This is a genomic window from Mesorhizobium sp. AD1-1 (assembly GCF_020164655.1).
Taxonomy (GTDB): Bacteria; Pseudomonadota; Alphaproteobacteria; order Rhizobiales; family Rhizobiaceae; genus Mesorhizobium; species Mesorhizobium ciceri.
This window is the reverse complement of the sequence record NZ_JAIUGP010000002.1, coordinates 345,728-361,055: the sequence shown is the minus strand read 5'-3', so window position 1 is coordinate 361,055 and position 15,328 is coordinate 345,728. Positions and strand designations below refer to the sequence as shown.

Annotated in this window: 20 protein-coding genes; 14 read left to right on the top strand and 6 right to left on the bottom strand. The window is 64.0% G+C overall.

Annotated features, from left to right (window positions below):
- Positions 1–21: 21 nt before the first annotated feature.
- Complete coding sequence (locus LB519_RS05240) at positions 22–339, bottom strand: hypothetical protein (protein WP_013528869.1); 318 nt, start codon at positions 337–339, stop codon at positions 22–24.
- A 159-nt stretch (positions 340–498) separates the two neighbouring features.
- Here LB519_RS05240 and LB519_RS05235 point away from each other — a divergent pair, with 159 nt between their 5' ends.
- The gene (locus LB519_RS05235) at positions 499–1,695 is read left to right on the top strand and encodes a GGDEF domain-containing protein (protein WP_024504987.1); all 1,197 of its coding nucleotides are present in this window, start codon (positions 499–501) and stop codon (positions 1,693–1,695) included.
- A gap of 73 nt (positions 1,696–1,768) precedes the next feature.
- On the top strand, positions 1,769–2,977 hold the full coding sequence (locus LB519_RS05230) for a sensor domain-containing diguanylate cyclase (RefSeq protein ID WP_224618934.1): 1,209 nt from the start codon (positions 1,769–1,771) through the stop codon (positions 2,975–2,977).
- Here LB519_RS05230 and LB519_RS05225 read toward each other — a convergent pair.
- Positions 2,961–3,323, bottom strand: a complete 363-nt coding sequence (locus LB519_RS05225; RefSeq protein ID WP_224618933.1) for a hypothetical protein — start codon at positions 3,321–3,323, stop codon at positions 2,961–2,963. The genes LB519_RS05230 and LB519_RS05225 overlap by 17 nt on opposite strands.
- Positions 3,324–3,584: 261 nt before the next feature.
- Between LB519_RS05225 and LB519_RS05220 the strand changes: the two genes are divergently transcribed.
- The 6 genes from LB519_RS05220 (at position 3,585) to LB519_RS05195 (ending at position 8,386) form a co-directional block, all read left to right on the top strand.
- A complete protein-coding gene (locus LB519_RS05220) occupies positions 3,585–4,013 on the top strand; it encodes a hypothetical protein (RefSeq protein WP_013528873.1) in 429 nt (142 codons plus the stop codon).
- A gap of 261 nt (positions 4,014–4,274) precedes the next feature.
- Complete coding sequence (sdhC, locus tag LB519_RS05215; protein ID WP_013528874.1) at positions 4,275–4,694, top strand: succinate dehydrogenase, cytochrome b556 subunit; 420 nt, start codon at positions 4,275–4,277, stop codon at positions 4,692–4,694.
- Positions 4,695–4,696: 2 nt separating this feature from the next.
- Complete coding sequence (sdhD, locus tag LB519_RS05210) at positions 4,697–5,092, top strand: succinate dehydrogenase, hydrophobic membrane anchor protein (protein ID WP_013528875.1); 396 nt, start codon at positions 4,697–4,699, stop codon at positions 5,090–5,092.
- Position 5,093: 1 nt separating this feature from the next.
- Complete coding sequence (gene sdhA, locus LB519_RS05205; RefSeq protein ID WP_064992607.1) at positions 5,094–6,929, top strand: succinate dehydrogenase flavoprotein subunit; 1,836 nt, start codon at positions 5,094–5,096, stop codon at positions 6,927–6,929.
- Positions 6,930–6,938: 9 nt separating this feature from the next.
- Positions 6,939–7,718, top strand: coding sequence for a succinate dehydrogenase iron-sulfur subunit (locus LB519_RS05200; RefSeq protein ID WP_013528877.1), 780 nt, complete (start codon positions 6,939–6,941; stop codon positions 7,716–7,718).
- Positions 7,719–7,750: 32 nt separating this feature from the next.
- Positions 7,751–8,386 (top strand): YceH family protein, encoded by a 636-nt coding sequence (locus LB519_RS05195; RefSeq protein WP_024504993.1) that lies wholly within the window; start codon positions 7,751–7,753, stop codon positions 8,384–8,386.
- 2 nt (positions 8,387–8,388) lie between these two features.
- Here LB519_RS05195 and LB519_RS05190 read toward each other — a convergent pair whose 3' ends face one another.
- Both LB519_RS05190 and LB519_RS05185 read right to left on the bottom strand, forming a co-directional pair.
- Complete coding sequence (locus LB519_RS05190) at positions 8,389–8,928, bottom strand: hypothetical protein (RefSeq protein ID WP_013528879.1); 540 nt, start codon at positions 8,926–8,928, stop codon at positions 8,389–8,391.
- Positions 8,922–9,275 (bottom strand): hypothetical protein, encoded by a 354-nt coding sequence (locus LB519_RS05185; protein WP_224618932.1) that lies wholly within the window; start codon positions 9,273–9,275, stop codon positions 8,922–8,924. Before LB519_RS05185 ends, LB519_RS05190 begins: the two co-directional genes overlap by 7 nt.
- Before the next feature lie 324 nt (positions 9,276–9,599).
- Here LB519_RS05185 and LB519_RS05180 point away from each other — a divergent pair, with 324 nt between their 5' ends.
- Positions 9,600–10,571 (top strand): helix-turn-helix transcriptional regulator, encoded by a 972-nt coding sequence (locus LB519_RS05180; RefSeq protein WP_224618931.1) that lies wholly within the window; start codon positions 9,600–9,602, stop codon positions 10,569–10,571.
- 62 nt (positions 10,572–10,633) lie between these two features.
- On the opposite strand, the gene LB519_RS05175 is transcribed toward LB519_RS05180, so the two are convergent.
- A complete protein-coding gene (locus tag LB519_RS05175) occupies positions 10,634–11,059 on the bottom strand; it encodes an OsmC family protein (RefSeq protein ID WP_013528883.1) in 426 nt (141 codons plus the stop codon).
- A gap of 218 nt (positions 11,060–11,277) precedes the next feature.
- Between LB519_RS05175 and LB519_RS05170 the strand changes: the two genes are divergently transcribed.
- From LB519_RS05170 to LB519_RS05160, 3 genes are all read left to right on the top strand, one after another.
- Positions 11,278–11,499, top strand: coding sequence for a hypothetical protein (locus LB519_RS05170; protein WP_224618930.1), 222 nt, complete (start codon positions 11,278–11,280; stop codon positions 11,497–11,499).
- Entirely contained in the window at positions 11,496–11,852 is a 357-nt protein-coding gene (locus LB519_RS05165) for a YciI family protein (protein WP_224618929.1), read from the top strand. The genes LB519_RS05170 and LB519_RS05165 overlap by 4 nt, the downstream gene beginning before the upstream one ends.
- Before the next feature lie 140 nt (positions 11,853–11,992).
- Positions 11,993–12,520: a hypothetical protein gene (locus LB519_RS05160; protein WP_024504998.1), complete on the top strand. Its 528-nt coding sequence runs from the start codon at positions 11,993–11,995 to the stop codon at positions 12,518–12,520.
- 10 nt (positions 12,521–12,530) lie between these two features.
- Here the strand turns inward: LB519_RS05160 and LB519_RS05155 are convergent, their stop codons facing one another.
- Positions 12,531–13,790: a ubiquinone biosynthesis hydroxylase gene (locus LB519_RS05155; protein WP_027163307.1), complete on the bottom strand. Its 1,260-nt coding sequence runs from the start codon at positions 13,788–13,790 to the stop codon at positions 12,531–12,533.
- Between the two features lie 96 nt (positions 13,791–13,886).
- Here LB519_RS05155 and tesB point away from each other — a divergent pair, with 96 nt between their 5' ends.
- Together tesB and LB519_RS05145 are read left to right on the top strand one after the other, a co-directional pair.
- Positions 13,887–14,762: an acyl-CoA thioesterase II gene (gene tesB, locus LB519_RS05150; RefSeq protein WP_013528888.1), complete on the top strand. Its 876-nt coding sequence runs from the start codon at positions 13,887–13,889 to the stop codon at positions 14,760–14,762.
- 217 nt (positions 14,763–14,979) lie between these two features.
- Positions 14,980–15,318 carry a P-II family nitrogen regulator gene (locus tag LB519_RS05145; RefSeq protein WP_013528889.1) on the top strand — a complete coding sequence of 113 codons (339 nt, stop codon included), beginning with the start codon at positions 14,980–14,982 and terminating at the stop codon, positions 15,316–15,318.
- Positions 15,319–15,328 lie beyond the last annotated feature (10 nt).

Below are 15,328 nucleotides of genomic sequence, written 5' to 3'. Positions count from 1 at the left end.
CCGAGCCGCACCCGGCTCGGGTCAACGCTTCCCGTCACGGCGGACGAGTTCGTGGAACTCCTCGCGGCGTCCGGGCTGTTCGGCCGCGACCACAAGCGCAAGCTGTTGTTCCTCGAAGAGCTTGAACCATTCGTCCCATTCGACGAGTTCATAGCCTCCCGCATTGAGCGGCCGTTCAGGCTGGTCCTGATCCTGATAGGCGTGCTGGCCGAAGACCAGCCTCAACATGGGCTGCGTCCCCGCTTCGGGCGAGATGTCGACGATTGCGGGAAAGCCGGCGCGCCCGGCAGCCCACGAGCGGATCGCATCGTGGTCGGTCAGTGTGATTGTGTCGGCCATCGGTCGCTCCAGATTGTCAACGAAGGAACGCTGACCGGAGACGGCGGTTCCCTGACATTATTTTGAGATGGCGGTCCTGCTTGCGGCGAGGCTTAACCGCTTGTTTGGGCTTGCCCTCTAAGCTCTTCCCCGACGTAAGCGAGGGGAAGTCATAGTCGTTTGGACACGGGTCTGCTCATAGCGCTGCTCAACCCGACGATCGCGCTGGCGCTCGGCGCGGCGTTCCTCGTGCTATGGTCCTATCAGCGCCACCGCCCCTATCTGGCCGTGCTGGCGCTCAGCTACAGTCTCTCGGCGGTGGGCTTCCTGCTCCAGTATTTCACTTTGCCGATCGGCATGCCGCTGACCAAGCTGGTGTCGAACATCTGCTTCAGCATCGCCGGCTGCTGCCTGGCCGGCGCCATCGTCCACCGCTATGGCCGCAAGGTGCCCTATGTGGGGATCGGCGCGCTGGCCTGCGGGGGACTGGCGTCGTTCTGCTGGTTCCTGTTCATCGCGCCGGATCTCACCTGGCGCATCCTGGCGATGAATTTCGCTTTCGGCGGTATCAGCCTTCTGGTTGCCGCCGAACTGCGCCCGGTGCGCAACAGCGGCCCGACCGAGAAAATCCTGTTCGTGCTGTCGCTGCTGTCGGGCGTCAACTTCTTCGTGCGCACCCTTGTCGTCGTCATCGCGCACGGGCCCTTCACGAGCTATGACGGGTTCTATGGCTCGTCCTACTGGACGACGGCGCTGCTGTCGCACGCGCTGCTGTCGCTGCTTATCGCGCTGTGCCTGTTTTCCGCCGCGGCACTCGACGTGTTGAAGGCGTTGAAGACCGAGACCTTTACCGACCCCCTGTCGGGCCTGCTCAACCGGCGTGGCTTCGAGGAGCGCGGCATGCTGCTCTTGCGGCACTGCGCCTCGGCGCGGTTCCCGGTCGCGTTGGTGCTGGCCGACCTCGATCATTTCAAGGCGCTCAACGATGTGCATGGGCATGGGGCGGGCGATCGCGTGATTGCCGATTTCGCCGCCAAGCTTCGGTCGGCGGCCGGCGCGCGCGGTGTTGCCGGGCGTATCGGCGGCGAGGAATTCGCGGTGCTGCTGCCACTCAGCGATCTTGCCGCGGCACGGCTGTTCGCCGAAGCGGTGCGCACGGTCTATTCGGCCGGCCATGTCGACGGGCTTCCCCAGGGAACGAAGGTGACGGCAAGCTTCGGCGTGGCGGCCCGCAGCGGTGACGAGGCGCTGGAGCCGCTGATGCGCCGTGCCGACGATGCGCTCTACAAGGCCAAGAAGAACGGCCGCGACAGTGTACGCCTGTCCTATGAGCGGCCGGAAACGGCGTTCCTGCCGGAGCCGCTCAAGACCGGCTGAATCCTGCCCGGCCAGGACGTTAACGTCTTCTTCGCCCGTCGATGATTAGCTGTCGGCGCGGGTGCGGGAGAACATGAGCGGCGCCAACTTCATCCTGTTGATCAATCTGTCGGTTGCCGGCCTGCTGGCGGCCTGCTTCATGGCGGTCGCCTTCCACGATGTCGGCCGGGCGCCGGCGCGCTGGCTGGCATTTGGCTATCTGCTGGGCATGGCCTATTCGGCCATCGAATTCTCCATTCCCGCTTTTGCCGACGCGCGGCTCCCAGTCGTTGCCGCCTTCGCGGTCTTCCTTGCCGCCACCATTGCGTTCAATGGCGGGCTTGCCCGCAAATACGGCGTGGCGCCGCCCTGGAAGGCGATGCTGTTTTTCCTGTTGGCCACCACCATGGCTGTGTATTTCGTACAGGACCTGCCCCGCCAGTCGCTGATCCGCATCATGGCCTACCAGCTTCCCTATGCGGTCATGCAGTTCATCGGGCTGGCCATCGTCTGGTCATCGAGGCAAAAGCTTGCCCGTCTCGATCGCATATTGATGGCCGTGCTGGCGGCGAGCGGCCTGCAGTTTGCCTCCAAGCCATTCATCGCCCATGCGCTCGGCGGCTGGGGCGCCAATCCGCAAGCCTATCTGCAAAGCAACTACGCGCTGGTGTCGCAATCGCTCGGCACTGTCTTTGCGCTGGCGCTGGCGCTGCTGATGCTGGCCATCCTGGTTCGCGACGTGCTTGCCGAAGTGACGTCGAGGTCGGAGACGGACACGCTTTCGCGCCTGCTCAATCGCGGCGGCTTCACCCGCCATGCCGAACTGGCGGTGCTTGGCGCCCTGCGGCAAGGCGTGCCGGTCGCGCTGGTCATAGCCGATCTCGATCATTTCAAGAGCGTCAACGACAGCTTCGGCCATGCGTCCGGCGACCGGGTGATCGAGACTTTTGCAGGCTTCCTGCGTGAAGCCGCCGCCGCGCATCACGTTGCGGGCCGCATTGGCGGCGAGGAGTTCGCCATCATCCTGCCGGGAACCAACCTTGCCGCGGCGCGGCTGTTCGCCGAGGGAACGCGCAGCGCCTTCGGCGCGCTGCCCATAGACGGACTGCCGGCTGACAACCGCTGCACTGCGAGCTTCGGCGTCGCCGAACTCCATGCGAGCGAAGACTTTGCCGATCTGATGCGGCGGGCCGACCAGGCGCTCTATCAGGCGAAGAATGCCGGGCGCGATTGCGTGCGCGTCTCCGTCGGGCCTGCCGGCAACTGGTCGTCAGCCGGAACGGAAGCTAGCGGCAGGGGCTGAGTTCGGGCATCTCGCCGTCGGAGAGGCCGTACATATAGGAGCGGCCCTTCACCAGCACCGGCGGCCGGTAGCAATCGCTATAACCGCCGATTTCGTCGGCTTCGTTCTCGTGGATCACCTTGGGCTGGCCGGCGCTGGTGTAGTCGGAGAGCTGCTTGGCCAGCCTGCCTTGGCCGACGATGATGCGCTTGTAGCCGGCGGCGCTGTCGACGACGAGGTTGCCGAAGGAATCGGCGTAGACGCGATCCTGATGCCGTGCGCCGGCAAGCGCTGGCGCTGCAAGGCCGGCGACCGAGGCTGCTACGACGAGCGCCGCAAGGCGCGATTTGCCCGAATTCGAACGCATGGCGTCCTCCGTGTCTTGAGGGAAAGCCTCCTCGAATCAGAAATTAACGGTTTCTTAACCTTTGTTAAGAGCCCGGCGCGTTTGGCGGCGATGTCTCGGTAAACATGGTTAATATCCGTTAATATCCGACTGGATGGAAAACCCGGTGGCCATCATTCGGCCATGCTTGGCCGCACCATCGCAGCGGCGTCCGCCTTGGCGTCGGGACGATATTGATCTGGACAAAGCATCGTGGCCGCTTGCCGCGCGGGAGGACAGCATATGGCGCTACGCCGGCCGATTTGGGTGTCCGTTTTCCCGTTGCTCGGTGTCGTCGCTGCCTGTGTGCCGCAAGACAGCGCGCCGAAGACAGCCAATACCGTCGTCGTCTCACCTGCGCCGGCCCAGCAGTCCGTCGCAGCCGCGGTGCCTCCGGCAGCTGCAACCAAGATCATCACCGACCTTACCGCGCCGCGACCAGGCATAGGCACGGCCACCTATAGATGCGGCAACAACGGTATGATTTCCATCCAAAATCTAGGCACGTCGTTGCGTGTGGTCGGGTCCGACGGCGCGACCGAGGAGTTTGCGGCGTCGCCTGCCAACCAGAGCAGCCGCTACCAGGCGGCCACGCATGACGCAATCGTGATCGACGGGCGCGAGGCGCTGGTGATGAAGAAGGGATCGACGCCGCAGACCTGCAAACGCTGACGCCAGTCTCACCACCGCTGGGCCCTGGGGCCAGATATGTTGCACTGCAGCGATATCGAGCCGGCTTCAGGCCTTCCCGGCCTAATCGATTGAAGCCAAAGCCCGCCTTTTAGTCAGACTAAATTACGTTTTCGAAACGGTTTTCTGGCTTTGACGCGGTGCAAAAAGAGCATTAGAAACCGGCTGTCCGAAGTCGCAACCGGAAGCGGCAATGCCGCATTTCCACCTGAGGCTCCAGAGAGACGCCGAACTGGGGGAGCCATGAGCAAATCACCAGCCACCCGCGAATTTGCCAGACGTGAACGGCCGATTTCGCCGCACCTCACCGTGTACCGGCCGCCGATCACCATGACGATGTCGATCATTCACCGCATCACCGGCGGCGCGCTGTATTTCGGCACGCTGCTGGTCGCCCTGTGGCTGATGGCGGCGGCAAGCTCGCAGGCGACCTTCGATTGGGCCAATTGGGCCTTCGGCACCTGGCTCGGCCGGATCATCCTGTTCGGCTACACCTGGGCGCTGATGCATCATATGCTGGGCGGCGTACGGCACCTCATCTGGGACACGGGCGCGGGCCTGGAAAAGCATACCGCCTCGAAGATCGCCTGGGCGACGCTGGCCGGCTCGATCCTGCTCACGCTGCTGATCTGGATCGCCGGCACCATGGCGCGGGGAGCTTGATCATGAGCGGCAAAAACACCGACATGCGCACGCCGCTGGCGAGGGTCCGCGGCCTCGGCTCCGCCCGCGAGGGCACCGGGCATTTCTGGCGCCAGCGCCTGACCGCGATCGCCAACATCCCGCTGATCCTGTTCTTCGTCGGTTTCCTGATCGCGCTCAACGGCGCCGACCACGAGCATGTGCGGGCAGCCCTTGCCAACCCGTTCGTGGCGCTGGTGATGGCCCTGGTGCTCATCTCCGGTCTCACCCATATGCGGATCGGCATGCAGGTGATCATTGAGGATTACGTGCATGGCGAAGGCATGAAGCTGGCGCTGATCGCGCTCAATACATTTTTCACCATAGCGGTCGGCGTCGCCTCGATCTTCGCCCTGCTCAAGCTGGCATTCGGAGGCTGAGTTGGCCAAGGACGCGAAACAAGCCAACACGGCAGGCTATACCTTTGTCGACCACAAGTTCGACGTGGTGGTCGTTGGCGCCGGCGGCGCCGGCCTGCGCGCCACGCTCGGCATGGCCGAACAGGGGCTGCGCACCGCCTGCATCAGCAAGGTGTTCCCGACCCGCTCGCACACGGTGGCGGCGCAAGGCGGCATTGCCGCCTCGCTGTCCAACATGGGTCCCGATTCCTGGCAATGGCACATGTACGACACCGTCAAGGGCTCGGACTGGCTGGGCGATGTCGACGCCATGGAATATCTGGTGCGCGAGGCGCCGGCCGCGGTCTACGAGCTCGAACATTACGGCGTGCCGTTTTCGCGCACCGAAGAGGGCAAGATCTACCAGCGGCCGTTCGGCGGCCACATGATGAACTATGGCGAAGGTCCCCCGGTGCAGCGCACCTGTGCCGCCGCCGACCGCACCGGGCATGCCATCCTGCACACGCTTTACGGCCAGTCGCTGAAGAACAATGCGCAGTTCTTCATCGAGTATTTCGCGCTCGACCTGATCATGGAGCCGGACGGCACCTGCACCGGTGTCGTCGCCTGGAACCTGGATGACGGCACCATCCACCGCTTCTCGGCCAAGATGGTGGTGCTGGCGACCGGCGGCTATGGCCGCGCCTATTTCTCGGCCACCTCGGCGCACACCTGCACCGGCGACGGCGGCGGCATGGCCGCGCGTGCCGGCTTTCCGCTGCAGGACATGGAGTTCGTGCAATTCCACCCGACCGGCATCTATGGCGCCGGCTGCCTGATCACCGAGGGTGCGCGCGGCGAGGGCGGCTATCTCGTCAATTCCGAGGGCGAGCGCTTCATGGAGCGCTACGCGCCGTCAGCCAAGGACCTTGCCTCGCGCGACGTCGTCTCGCGCTGCATGACGCTGGAGATCCGTGAGGGCCGCGGCGTCGGCAAGAACAAGGACCACATCTTCCTGCATCTCGACCATCTCGATCCCGCCGTCCTGCATGAGCGGCTGCCAGGGATTTCGGAATCGGCCAAGATCTTTGCCGGTGTCGACCTGACCAAGGAGCCGATCCCGGTGCTGCCCACGGTCCACTACAATATGGGCGGCGTGCCGACCAATTACTGGGGCGAGGTGCTCAATCCGACGGCGCTCAATCCAGACCAGGTGTCGCCCGGATTGATGGCTGTCGGCGAAGCCGGCTGCGCCTCCGTGCACGGCGCCAACAGACTCGGTTCGAATTCGCTGATCGATCTTGTGGTGTTCGGCCGCGCGGCGGCGATCCGCGCCGGCCAGGTCATCGACCGCAAGTCGGCGATCCCTTCGCCCAACGAAGCCTCGGTCGAAAAGATCATGGACCGCTTCGACCGGCTGCGCCACGCCAACGGCTCGACGCCGACGGCGGTGCTGCGTGAAAAGATGCAGAAGGCGATGCAGGAAGACGCGGCCGTATTCCGCACGCAGGAGTCGCTCGAAAATGGCTGTAAGCGCATTTCGCAGATCTGGGGCGAGTTGAAGGACATCAAAGTGTCCGACCGCTCGATGATCTGGAACTCCGATCTGGTCGAAACGCTGGAGCTGGAAAACCTGATGGCCAATGCCATCACCACGGTCTACAGCGCCGAGGCGCGCAAGGAGAGCCGTGGCGCGCACGCACGCGAGGACTTTTCGGCGCGCGACGACGCGGTCTGGCGCAAGCATACGCTGGCCAGGCTGAGCGAAGACGGCAAGGTGGCCCTCTCCTACCGGCCGGTGCACACCGAGCCGCAGCTGGCTGAAAAGGACGGCGGCATCAGCCTCGCCAAGATCGCGCCCAAGGCCAGAGTGTATTGAGGATCGAACATGGTTGAACTCACGCTCCCCAAGAATTCGCAGATCAAGCCGGGCAAGACCTGGCCGAAGCCGGAGGGCGCCACCAATCTGCGGGAATACCGCATCTATCGCTGGTCGCCGGACGACGACGAGAACCCGCGCATCGACACCTATTTCGTCGACATGGACGATTGCGGGCCGATGGTGCTCGACGCGCTGCTGTGGATCAAGAACAAGATCGACCCGACGCTGACCTTGCGGCGTTCCTGCCGCGAAGGCATTTGCGGCTCCTGCGCCATGAACATCGACGGTTCCAACACGCTCGCCTGCACCAAGGGCTGCGACGACATTTCGGGCGCGGTAAAAGTCTACCCGCTGCCGCATATGCAGGTGGTCAAGGATCTGGTGCCCGACCTCACCAATTTCTACGCCCAGCACGCGTCGATCCAGCCCTGGCTGAAGACGGTGTCGCCGGAGCCGGCCAAGGAGTGGCTGCAGAGCCATGAGGACCGCGAGAAGCTCGACGGGCTCTACGAATGCATATTGTGCGCCTGCTGCTCGACCTCGTGCCCGAGCTATTGGTGGAACGGCGACCGCTATCTCGGCCCGGCAACGCTTCTGCAGGCCTATCGCTGGCTGATCGATAGCCGCGACGAGGCCACCGGCGAGCGGCTCGACAATCTCGAAGACCCGTTCCGGCTCTATCGCTGCCACACCATCATGAACTGCGCGCAGACCTGCCCCAAAGGCCTCAACCCGGCCAAGGCGATCGCGGAGATCAAGAAGATGATGGTGGAGAGAAGGGTTTAGGCGGTTGGTTGGTTGCCGGCGAGAGTAATCCAATGAGCGATGACCTTCCCATCCTTTCCCCTGTGGAAGCTCGCATTCTCGGCTGCCTGATCGAGAAGAAGGAACTGACGCCGGATGTCTATCCGCTGACGCTCAACGCGGCACTGGCTGCCGCCAACCAGAAGACGGCGCGCGAGCCGGTGATGGCGCTGGAGCAGAGCGAGGTGCACCGGGGGCTGAAGCTGCTCGAACAAAAGGGGCTGGTGCGGCAGATGTTCGGTTCGCGTGTCGAGCGCTACGAGCACCAGATGGCGCAGCGCTTCTCGCTGACCACACCGCAGACCGCCTTGATCGGCTTGCTGTTGCTGCGCGGGCCGCAGACGGCCCATGAATTGTCGGCGCGCACCGAGCGCATGGCACGGTTTTCGTCGATCGAAGATTTGCGCGCCGAGCTCGACATGCTGATCGGCCGCCGACCGCCACTCATCCAGGAAATCCCACGCGGACCGGGCCAGCGCGAGGAGCGTTACGTTCATCTGCTGAGCGGGACTCCGCAGATCGCCCCCATCGCCATGCAGGCTGCGTCGGCTGCTTCATCTGCCTCCGGCCTCGAGGAGCGCGTCAGCGCCCTCGAGGAGGAGATTGCAATGTTACGCGCCCGCATCGACGCGCTGACCGGCGAGCGCTAGGCTCACCTCCTCGAGTAAACGCCGCTCGCTTCGCCGTCGGGGTCGATCAGCCGCAACTGGTTGCCGTCCAGTTGCCAACGCAAGGAGACCGGCTTCAGGTCACCGGGCTTGAATTTCCAGAGGCCCGTGAGGTCGGGCCGGCAACCATTGACGGATTTGTAGGTTCCTGCCGTCGGCGTGAAAACCAGGGTCGAACCGCGCACGGAGGCCTTACCGGTTTTCAGGGTCAGCGACCGGACCTGACCGCAGCCGTCGACCAGAGACGATTGGAACAGCGCGTAATAGGTGCGCCCGTCAGCCCCGAAGGTAAAGGTGACGCTGCCGCCGCTGCCTGGATCGCAGTTGCTGAATGTGTCGCAATAATTGCCGCTGGCAACTGCAAAACCCCACTTGCCGACAAGCGCTGCCGGCATCGCACCGAGGCGCGAGCGTGTCGTCGGTCCCTTACCCTGGCCGTAAGCGCCGCCGGCGCTGAAGGCCAGCCAGCCGGCAAGCCCGACAAGTGCCGCCCGGCAGGCGTGGTGTGACGAGGCCCTCAACATCCTTTGCTCGCAACTAGCTGCCGGAGATAGACAAGCCGCGTGCCGATGACATTGTTGACGATCGCCGTCTTGCCGGCCGGCGCCATGCCGCCGTATTTCTTGACCGACGGCCCATGGTTCTTCGCCTCTTCGTAACCTGCCATCAATTGCCGCAGATCCGCACAGGACATCGAGGCGTACTTCGCCTGCTCCTGCGGGCTGATGACGCTCGATTGCGCCATGCCGGCGGAGTTGGCCGCCGCCATGCCGGCCATGCCGACGACCGCAGAAACCGGGTTGATGCCGACGCAGCCCGATAGGCCGAGGCACAGGACCAGTGCCGCCAGGACTGTATGCCGGACGCTCATGGCCGACGCTCCCCACACGGCCGCTTCGGATCGCGATGGTCGGCGACGGTTCCGCCGAGAGCGATGGACAACAGATAGACGCGTGGATTGAAGCCTGCCGAGGCGAGCCCCGACAGTGTCCTGAACAATTGCAAATGATACATCGAACCCCCTTGTGGCTGTTTGCGATGCGCTTCCTGATCGGAAACGCGCTGCAAACTAGGTCCGGCAAAAGCGGGCAGCTTGGACGCAGCGGCCCTAAAAACGGCCCAAACGGCCCTGTATTGACGTTTTCGGAGGCGCGGCGCATATCACGCCGCTTCTAATTGACCTGAGGCATGGGGGATGCCGGTGACGGCGACGATGGGGCCAACCGCCTCGTTCCGACTGATGACGGACGCGCTTCCGGAGCGGGATCGCGTCGAGGTCATGCGCGAGGTCTATGGCCGCACGGTGCTCAAGGTCGATCTCGATCCACTCGGCCCGACGCATGTCGATATGCAGGTGCGCGCGTTGCCTGGCCTCGGCATCGCCACGGGCACGTGTTCGGAATTCCGCGTCCATCATTCGACGTCGCTGATCGACAGCGACGATCTCGTCCTCCTGGTCGCCCTCGATGGCGCAAGCGTGATGAAGCATCGCGGCCGCGAGGAGCCGGTCGGCAACGGCCAGGCGCTGATGATGAGCGGCGAGGAGGTCGGCCTCAATGTCATCCAGCCAGGCGGTCTTCGCTTCGTCAATATGAGCTTCTCGCTCAAGGCACTGTCACCGCTGATCGGCGACTCGGCCCCGGCGCTGATGCAGCCGCTGCCAACCTCCGGCGGGGCGATGCGGCTGCTGCTCGACTATGTCAGGTCGATCCAGGATGCCGGCGACGTGCTGACCCCGGAGGCCTGGCATCTGGCGACGACGCATATTTTCGATCTCGTCGCTCTGGCCATGGGTGCCACCCGAGACGCGGCAGAAATCGCCCGGGGCCGAGGCGTGCGCGTGGCGCGGCTGCGTGCCATCAAGGCCGAAATAACAGCCCATGGCGGCGACCTGTCGGCCGAAGACATCGCCCGCCGTCACCGCCTTTCGGCCCGCTACATCAGAAAACTGTTCGAGAGCGAAGGCACGTCGCTGTCGGATTTCATGCTGTGCCAGCGCCTGTTGCGCGCGCATCGGATGCTCAGCAATCCTCGTCATGCCGGACGCAGCATCACGGCGATCGCCTTCGAGGCAGGCTTCAACGACCTCTCCTATTTCAACCGGGCGTTCCGGCGGCGCTACGGCGCGACGCCATCGGATGTGCGGGCGGCCGCGTTGAAGGGCTGACCGCAAACGAAAACGCCGGCCCAAGGGCCAGCGGTTTCTGGATGAATTTGCCGTTCGGGCCTTCAGCCGAGCTTGGCGTCGAGCGATACGTTTATGGCGCCGAGCGCCTTCGAGACCGGGCAGCCGGCCTTGGCCTTTTCGGCCAATTCCTTGAACTTCGCCGCGTCGATGCCCGGGACCTTGCCGACCACTGTGAGGGCGCTGCCGGTGATCCCGGTGCCGGGAACCAGCGTCACCACGGCCTTGGCGTCGAGTTCGGTGGCCGGCGTGCCGTTCTCGGCCAGGAAATGCGAAAACTGCATGGCAAAGCAGCCGGCGTGCGCCGCCGCGATCAGCTCTTCAGGGTTGGTGCCGGATTTGCCGCTCTCGTCCTCGAAGCGCGCTTTGAACGAATAGGGCGTGCCCTTCAGGGTTCCGCTCTGGGTGTCGAGCGTGCCCGTGCCCTCTTTCAGATTGCCTTTCCAGACGGCGTTTGCGGTGCGGTCCATGAATTCCTCCTTATTACAGCGGTGGCGCCGGCCAGGCGGCGTTCCTCCCAACTATAGCGCGGGCGCGAGGGAAGGCCACCGCGCTGTTTGCGCGCGCATGCAGCACCGGCGAGCCGCACCGAATTTTTTTGAAAAATGTACGTGCAAGAATGTCGACTTGCATCGGCCCCGACCGTCCTGCGGGCGGCCACGGATTCTCGTGGCGGATGGAGGTTCGCATGAACAATCTGTTTTCTGCCCATTGGACAAGCACCTGCCGAACGGCCGATCCAGGGAAAAGCGACCCGCTGCATGTGCCGCCCTCCGGCTTCGGCCGGCTGCTTGCGGCAGTTGCAATCATCGGCATTGCGGTCAGCCTTCTCGACCATATCGCTGCCGGCAAGAACTCAACCGATACCGTGATCGCCTATGGTTCGTCACAGCAAGGGAGCTGGAAATGAAATATGTCTGTCTGGTCTATGGCGAGGAGAACGACCTCCATGCCATGACGCCGGAGCGTCTGGCCAAGCTCGATGCCGATTCGATGGCTCATGACCGGTCATTGGATCATCGTGGGGTGCTGATCGTCGCGCAGGCGCTGCAATCGGTGAAGACGTCGAAGACGGTGCGGCAACGCCAGGGCAAGCGGCTGATCACCGACGGCCCGTTCGCCGAAACCAAGGAGCAGTTGCTTGGCTTCGTCATGATCGAGGCCGACAATCTCGACCAGGCGCTGGAGATCGCCGGCGAGATCCCGCTGGCCGAAATCGGCACCATCGAGGTGCGGGCGATCTACAATGTGCCGGGGTCATAGCCCCCGCCATGTGCTACAGCCACGCGGAAACCAAGGCGTTCGATTGAACGATCGTCCCGGTTCATTTGGTGCGCAACTTTTGCGTGTTGAAGCAAGGCGAGAGTTCTCCTATCGTCGCCGGGGTTCTTGGGGATTTCGACATGCCTTTCCTGATTGCTATCCTTGGCGTGATGGGCGCGGCGGCGTTCTGGTGGTACCGGATGAAGGCGATGAACGACGCGGCTCGCGAGGTTGCGGACGTTGTCGGGCGCGTGCAGGGCAACATCCGTCGCAAGAAGCTGCGCAAGCAGGCGGCTCTGTCGCCTCTGACGGCGATCGATGATCCGGTCGTAGCGGCGGCTACGCTGATCACATCAATCGTCTCCGAGGATGGGCCCATCCTGCCGCAGCGCGAGGCTGTCATCCGCGCGGTGATTTCCGAGATCGCCGACAAGAAGAAGACCGACGAGGCGGTGATCTACGCCAAATGGGCGGCGGCGCAGGTCGACGACACCACCGTCGTCATCGACAAGCTGGCGCCGTTCCTGCGCGAACGCCTCGATGTCGCCGAGCGAAACGATCTGCTGCAAATGGTCAACCGCGCCGCCCAGGGCGGCGAGAAACGTCTCGAAATATCCGACCAAAGGATATTGCGGCTGCGGCAGAAGCTGGGTTTCGAGGTCAACTGAGCGATAGCGCTCAGATCGCCTCGCCCTTCAACAATCGCGGCGTGCTGGCGGACAACCCCGACGCCTGCCGGATAAAAAAGTCCTTCAGGCGCGGCATGCGTTCGACAAGGCCGAGGCCGATGTCGCGGACGGTTCGCAGCGGGCCGATATCGTTGGAAAACAGCCGGTTCAGCGCGTCCGTGGTGATGCCCATCTGCACCGTGTCGAAGCGGCGCCACTGCTGGTAGCGTTCGAGGACGTCGAGCGCGCCGATGTCCTGGCCGAGCCGGTCGGCCTCGACGATCACCTCGGCAAGGGCTGCGACATCCTTGAAGCCGAGATTGAGGCCCTGGCCGGCGATCGGGTGGATGCCGTGGGCGGCATCGCCGGCGAGCGCGATGCGGGGCGCGACGAAGGCACGCGCAATGGTCAAGCCGAGCGGCCAGGCGCGCGGCGCATCGGTAACGCGGATCTCGCCAAGCTTCAGGCCAAAACGCTGCTCGAGTTCGTGTTCGAACAGGAGATCGTCACCGGCCACCAGCTTCTCGGCATCGGGCGTACGCTCGACCCAGACGATCGACGAGCGGTTGGTGCCGTCCTCGCCGGGTTTGAGCGGCAATGTGGCGAAAGGCCCGGCCGGCAGGAAATGCTCTTCGGCGCGACCATTGTGCGGGCGTTCATGCGCTACCGTGCAGACGATGCCGGACTGGCCATATTCCCACTTCACCGTCTTGATGCCGGCCATGTCGCGCAGCTTCGAGTTGACGCCGTCGGCGGCGACCAGCAGCCGCGCCTTCAGCGCCGCGCCGTCGGCGAGATGCACGGTGATGCCACTGCCGTTGGTCTCGAAGCCCTGCACCGCGACGCCTTCGATGATATCGATGCCGAGCCTTTCGGCGCTGGCCCGCAAGGCGCCGTTCAGCACCTTGTTGGCGACCATATGCGCAAAGGGCTCGCCCGGCGCCACTTCGCCGCCGAAGGTCAGGAAGACCGGACGCACCGGATCGGCGGTGCGCGAATCGGTGATGATCATCTCAGTGATCGCCTGCGCCTGGGGTGCGATCTCGGCCCACACGCCGAGCTGGTCGAGCATGCGGCAGGCGGCAGCGGCAATGGCCGAGGCGCGGCCATCCCTTTGCCAGGCGCCAGCAGGTGCCGCATCGACGAGAGCGATGGCGAGGCCCGGTCGCGCCTGTTTCAGCGATACGGCGGCGGCCAGGCCGACATAGCCGGCGCCGGCGACCAGGACATCGAGCCCGGATCTGTTTTTCGTGTCCGCCTTGCGTTCCATCATCTTCGCTCCTGCGCCGGCCGGGTCTTGCGCCCTTGACTGCCTGTCCGTCCTGTCGGAAACCGCCATAACACTTCTGCGGCGAGGGCGCGAAATATGACGGCAGCCATGGACGAGCTTCTCGGCATTCTCGACCTCGAGAAGCTGGAACACAATCTGTATCGTGGTCGCAGCCCGCTGCTCGACTGGCAGCGCGTGTTCGGCGGCCAGACCATCGCCCAGGCGCTGGTGGCGGCGCAGCGGACAGTGGATCCCGATCGGTACGTGCATTCGCTGCACGGCTATTTCATGCGGCCCGGCGACACCAAGGTGCCGATCGTCTACGAGGTCGACCGCATTCGCGACGGCGGCTCCTTCACCACGCGGCGCGTGGTGGCGGTCCAGCACGGCCAGGCGATCTTTTCGCTCGAAGCCTCGTTCCAGCAGGATGAGGTCGGCCTGGAGCACCAGGTGCCGATGCCGCAGGACGTTCCGGGGCCGGACACATTGCTGTCGCAACGCGAATTGCTGGGCAAATTCGGCGAGGCGGTGCCCGATGGCATCAAACGCTACTGGGAGCGCGACCGGCCGATCGAGATGAAGCCGGTGATGCTGAAGCATTACACCAGCCGCGAAAAGCTGGAGCCAAAGCAGAACATCTGGATCCGCACCACCGGTCCGGTGCCGGCGGACCGCGCCATCCAGGCAGCGGTGCTCGCCTATCTCTCCGACATGACGCTGCTCGACACATCGACCTTCGCGCATGGCCGCGCCATTTTCGATCGCGATATCCAGGCGGCGAGCCTCGACCACGCCATGTGGTTCCACCGCAGCCATGCGCTCGACGACTGGATGCTCTACACGCAGGACAGCCCGTCGACGCAGGGCTCGCGCGGCTTTACACGCGGCTCGCTGTTTGCCCGCGACGGTACGCTGATTGCCTCGGTTGCGCAGGAAGGGCTGATCCGGCTCAAGCGATCGCCTGCAGAGTAGGCATTTTTCAAAATTTGCCTAATTTTTAAGCAGGCGTATCGCCGCAGCTGTGGGCAGGTTGCGTCGGTGCACCCCCTAATCTCTTTGTTTACAGTGGGTTAACACCCTGCTTCGGCACTTGGCACGGAGCTTGAATCCTTGTGGGCACTCTCCGGCTCTTTGGGATCGGTGAAGGTGTACAAACGCGGGGGACCGCAACAGCAAAGGGTGAAACCTTATGAAAATCGTGATGGCAATCATCAAGCCGTTCAAGCTCGACGAGGTACGCGAAGCGCTCACCGCCGTCGGCATCCAGGGCCTGACCGTCACCGAAGTCAAAGGCTACGGGCGTCAGAAAGGGCATACGGAGATCTATCGCGGGGCGGAATACGCGGTCAGCTTCCTGCCGAAGATCAAGATCGAAGTCGCGGTCAGTGCCGACATGGTCGACAAGGCCGTCGAAGCCATCACCGCAGCCGCCAAGACCGGCCAGATCGGCGACGGCAAGATCTTCGTTTTCGGCATCGATCAGGCGGTGCGCATCCGCACCGGCGAAACAGACACCGACGCGCTCTGAGCGGCGATCA

Coding starts and splice junctions, on each gene's coding strand:
- LB519_RS05240 (WP_013528869.1), bottom strand. CDS start 339: ATGGCCGACACAATCACACTGACCGACCACGATGCGATCCGCTCGTGG.
- LB519_RS05230 (WP_224618934.1), top strand. CDS start 1,769: ATGAGCGGCGCCAACTTCATCCTGTTGATCAATCTGTCGGTTGCCGGC.
- LB519_RS05225 (WP_224618933.1), bottom strand. CDS start 3,323: ATGCGTTCGAATTCGGGCAAATCGCGCCTTGCGGCGCTCGTCGTAGCA.
- LB519_RS05220 (WP_013528873.1), top strand. CDS start 3,585: ATGGCGCTACGCCGGCCGATTTGGGTGTCCGTTTTCCCGTTGCTCGGT.
- sdhC (WP_013528874.1), top strand. CDS start 4,275: ATGAGCAAATCACCAGCCACCCGCGAATTTGCCAGACGTGAACGGCCG.
- sdhD (WP_013528875.1), top strand. CDS start 4,697: ATGAGCGGCAAAAACACCGACATGCGCACGCCGCTGGCGAGGGTCCGC.
- LB519_RS05200 (WP_013528877.1), top strand. CDS start 6,939: ATGGTTGAACTCACGCTCCCCAAGAATTCGCAGATCAAGCCGGGCAAG.
- LB519_RS05195 (WP_024504993.1), top strand. CDS start 7,751: ATGAGCGATGACCTTCCCATCCTTTCCCCTGTGGAAGCTCGCATTCTC.
- LB519_RS05190 (WP_013528879.1), bottom strand. CDS start 8,928: ATGTTGAGGGCCTCGTCACACCACGCCTGCCGGGCGGCACTTGTCGGG.
- LB519_RS05185 (WP_224618932.1), bottom strand. CDS start 9,275: ATGAGCGTCCGGCATACAGTCCTGGCGGCACTGGTCCTGTGCCTCGGC.
- LB519_RS05180 (WP_224618931.1), top strand. CDS start 9,600: ATGCCGGTGACGGCGACGATGGGGCCAACCGCCTCGTTCCGACTGATG.
- LB519_RS05175 (WP_013528883.1), bottom strand. CDS start 11,059: ATGGACCGCACCGCAAACGCCGTCTGGAAAGGCAATCTGAAAGAGGGC.
- LB519_RS05170 (WP_224618930.1), top strand. CDS start 11,278: ATGAACAATCTGTTTTCTGCCCATTGGACAAGCACCTGCCGAACGGCC.
- LB519_RS05165 (WP_224618929.1), top strand. CDS start 11,496: ATGAAATATGTCTGTCTGGTCTATGGCGAGGAGAACGACCTCCATGCC.
- LB519_RS05160 (WP_024504998.1), top strand. CDS start 11,993: ATGCCTTTCCTGATTGCTATCCTTGGCGTGATGGGCGCGGCGGCGTTC.
- LB519_RS05155 (WP_027163307.1), bottom strand. CDS start 13,790: ATGGAACGCAAGGCGGACACGAAAAACAGATCCGGGCTCGATGTCCTG.
- tesB (WP_013528888.1), top strand. CDS start 13,887: ATGACGGCAGCCATGGACGAGCTTCTCGGCATTCTCGACCTCGAGAAG.
- LB519_RS05145 (WP_013528889.1), top strand. CDS start 14,980: ATGAAAATCGTGATGGCAATCATCAAGCCGTTCAAGCTCGACGAGGTA.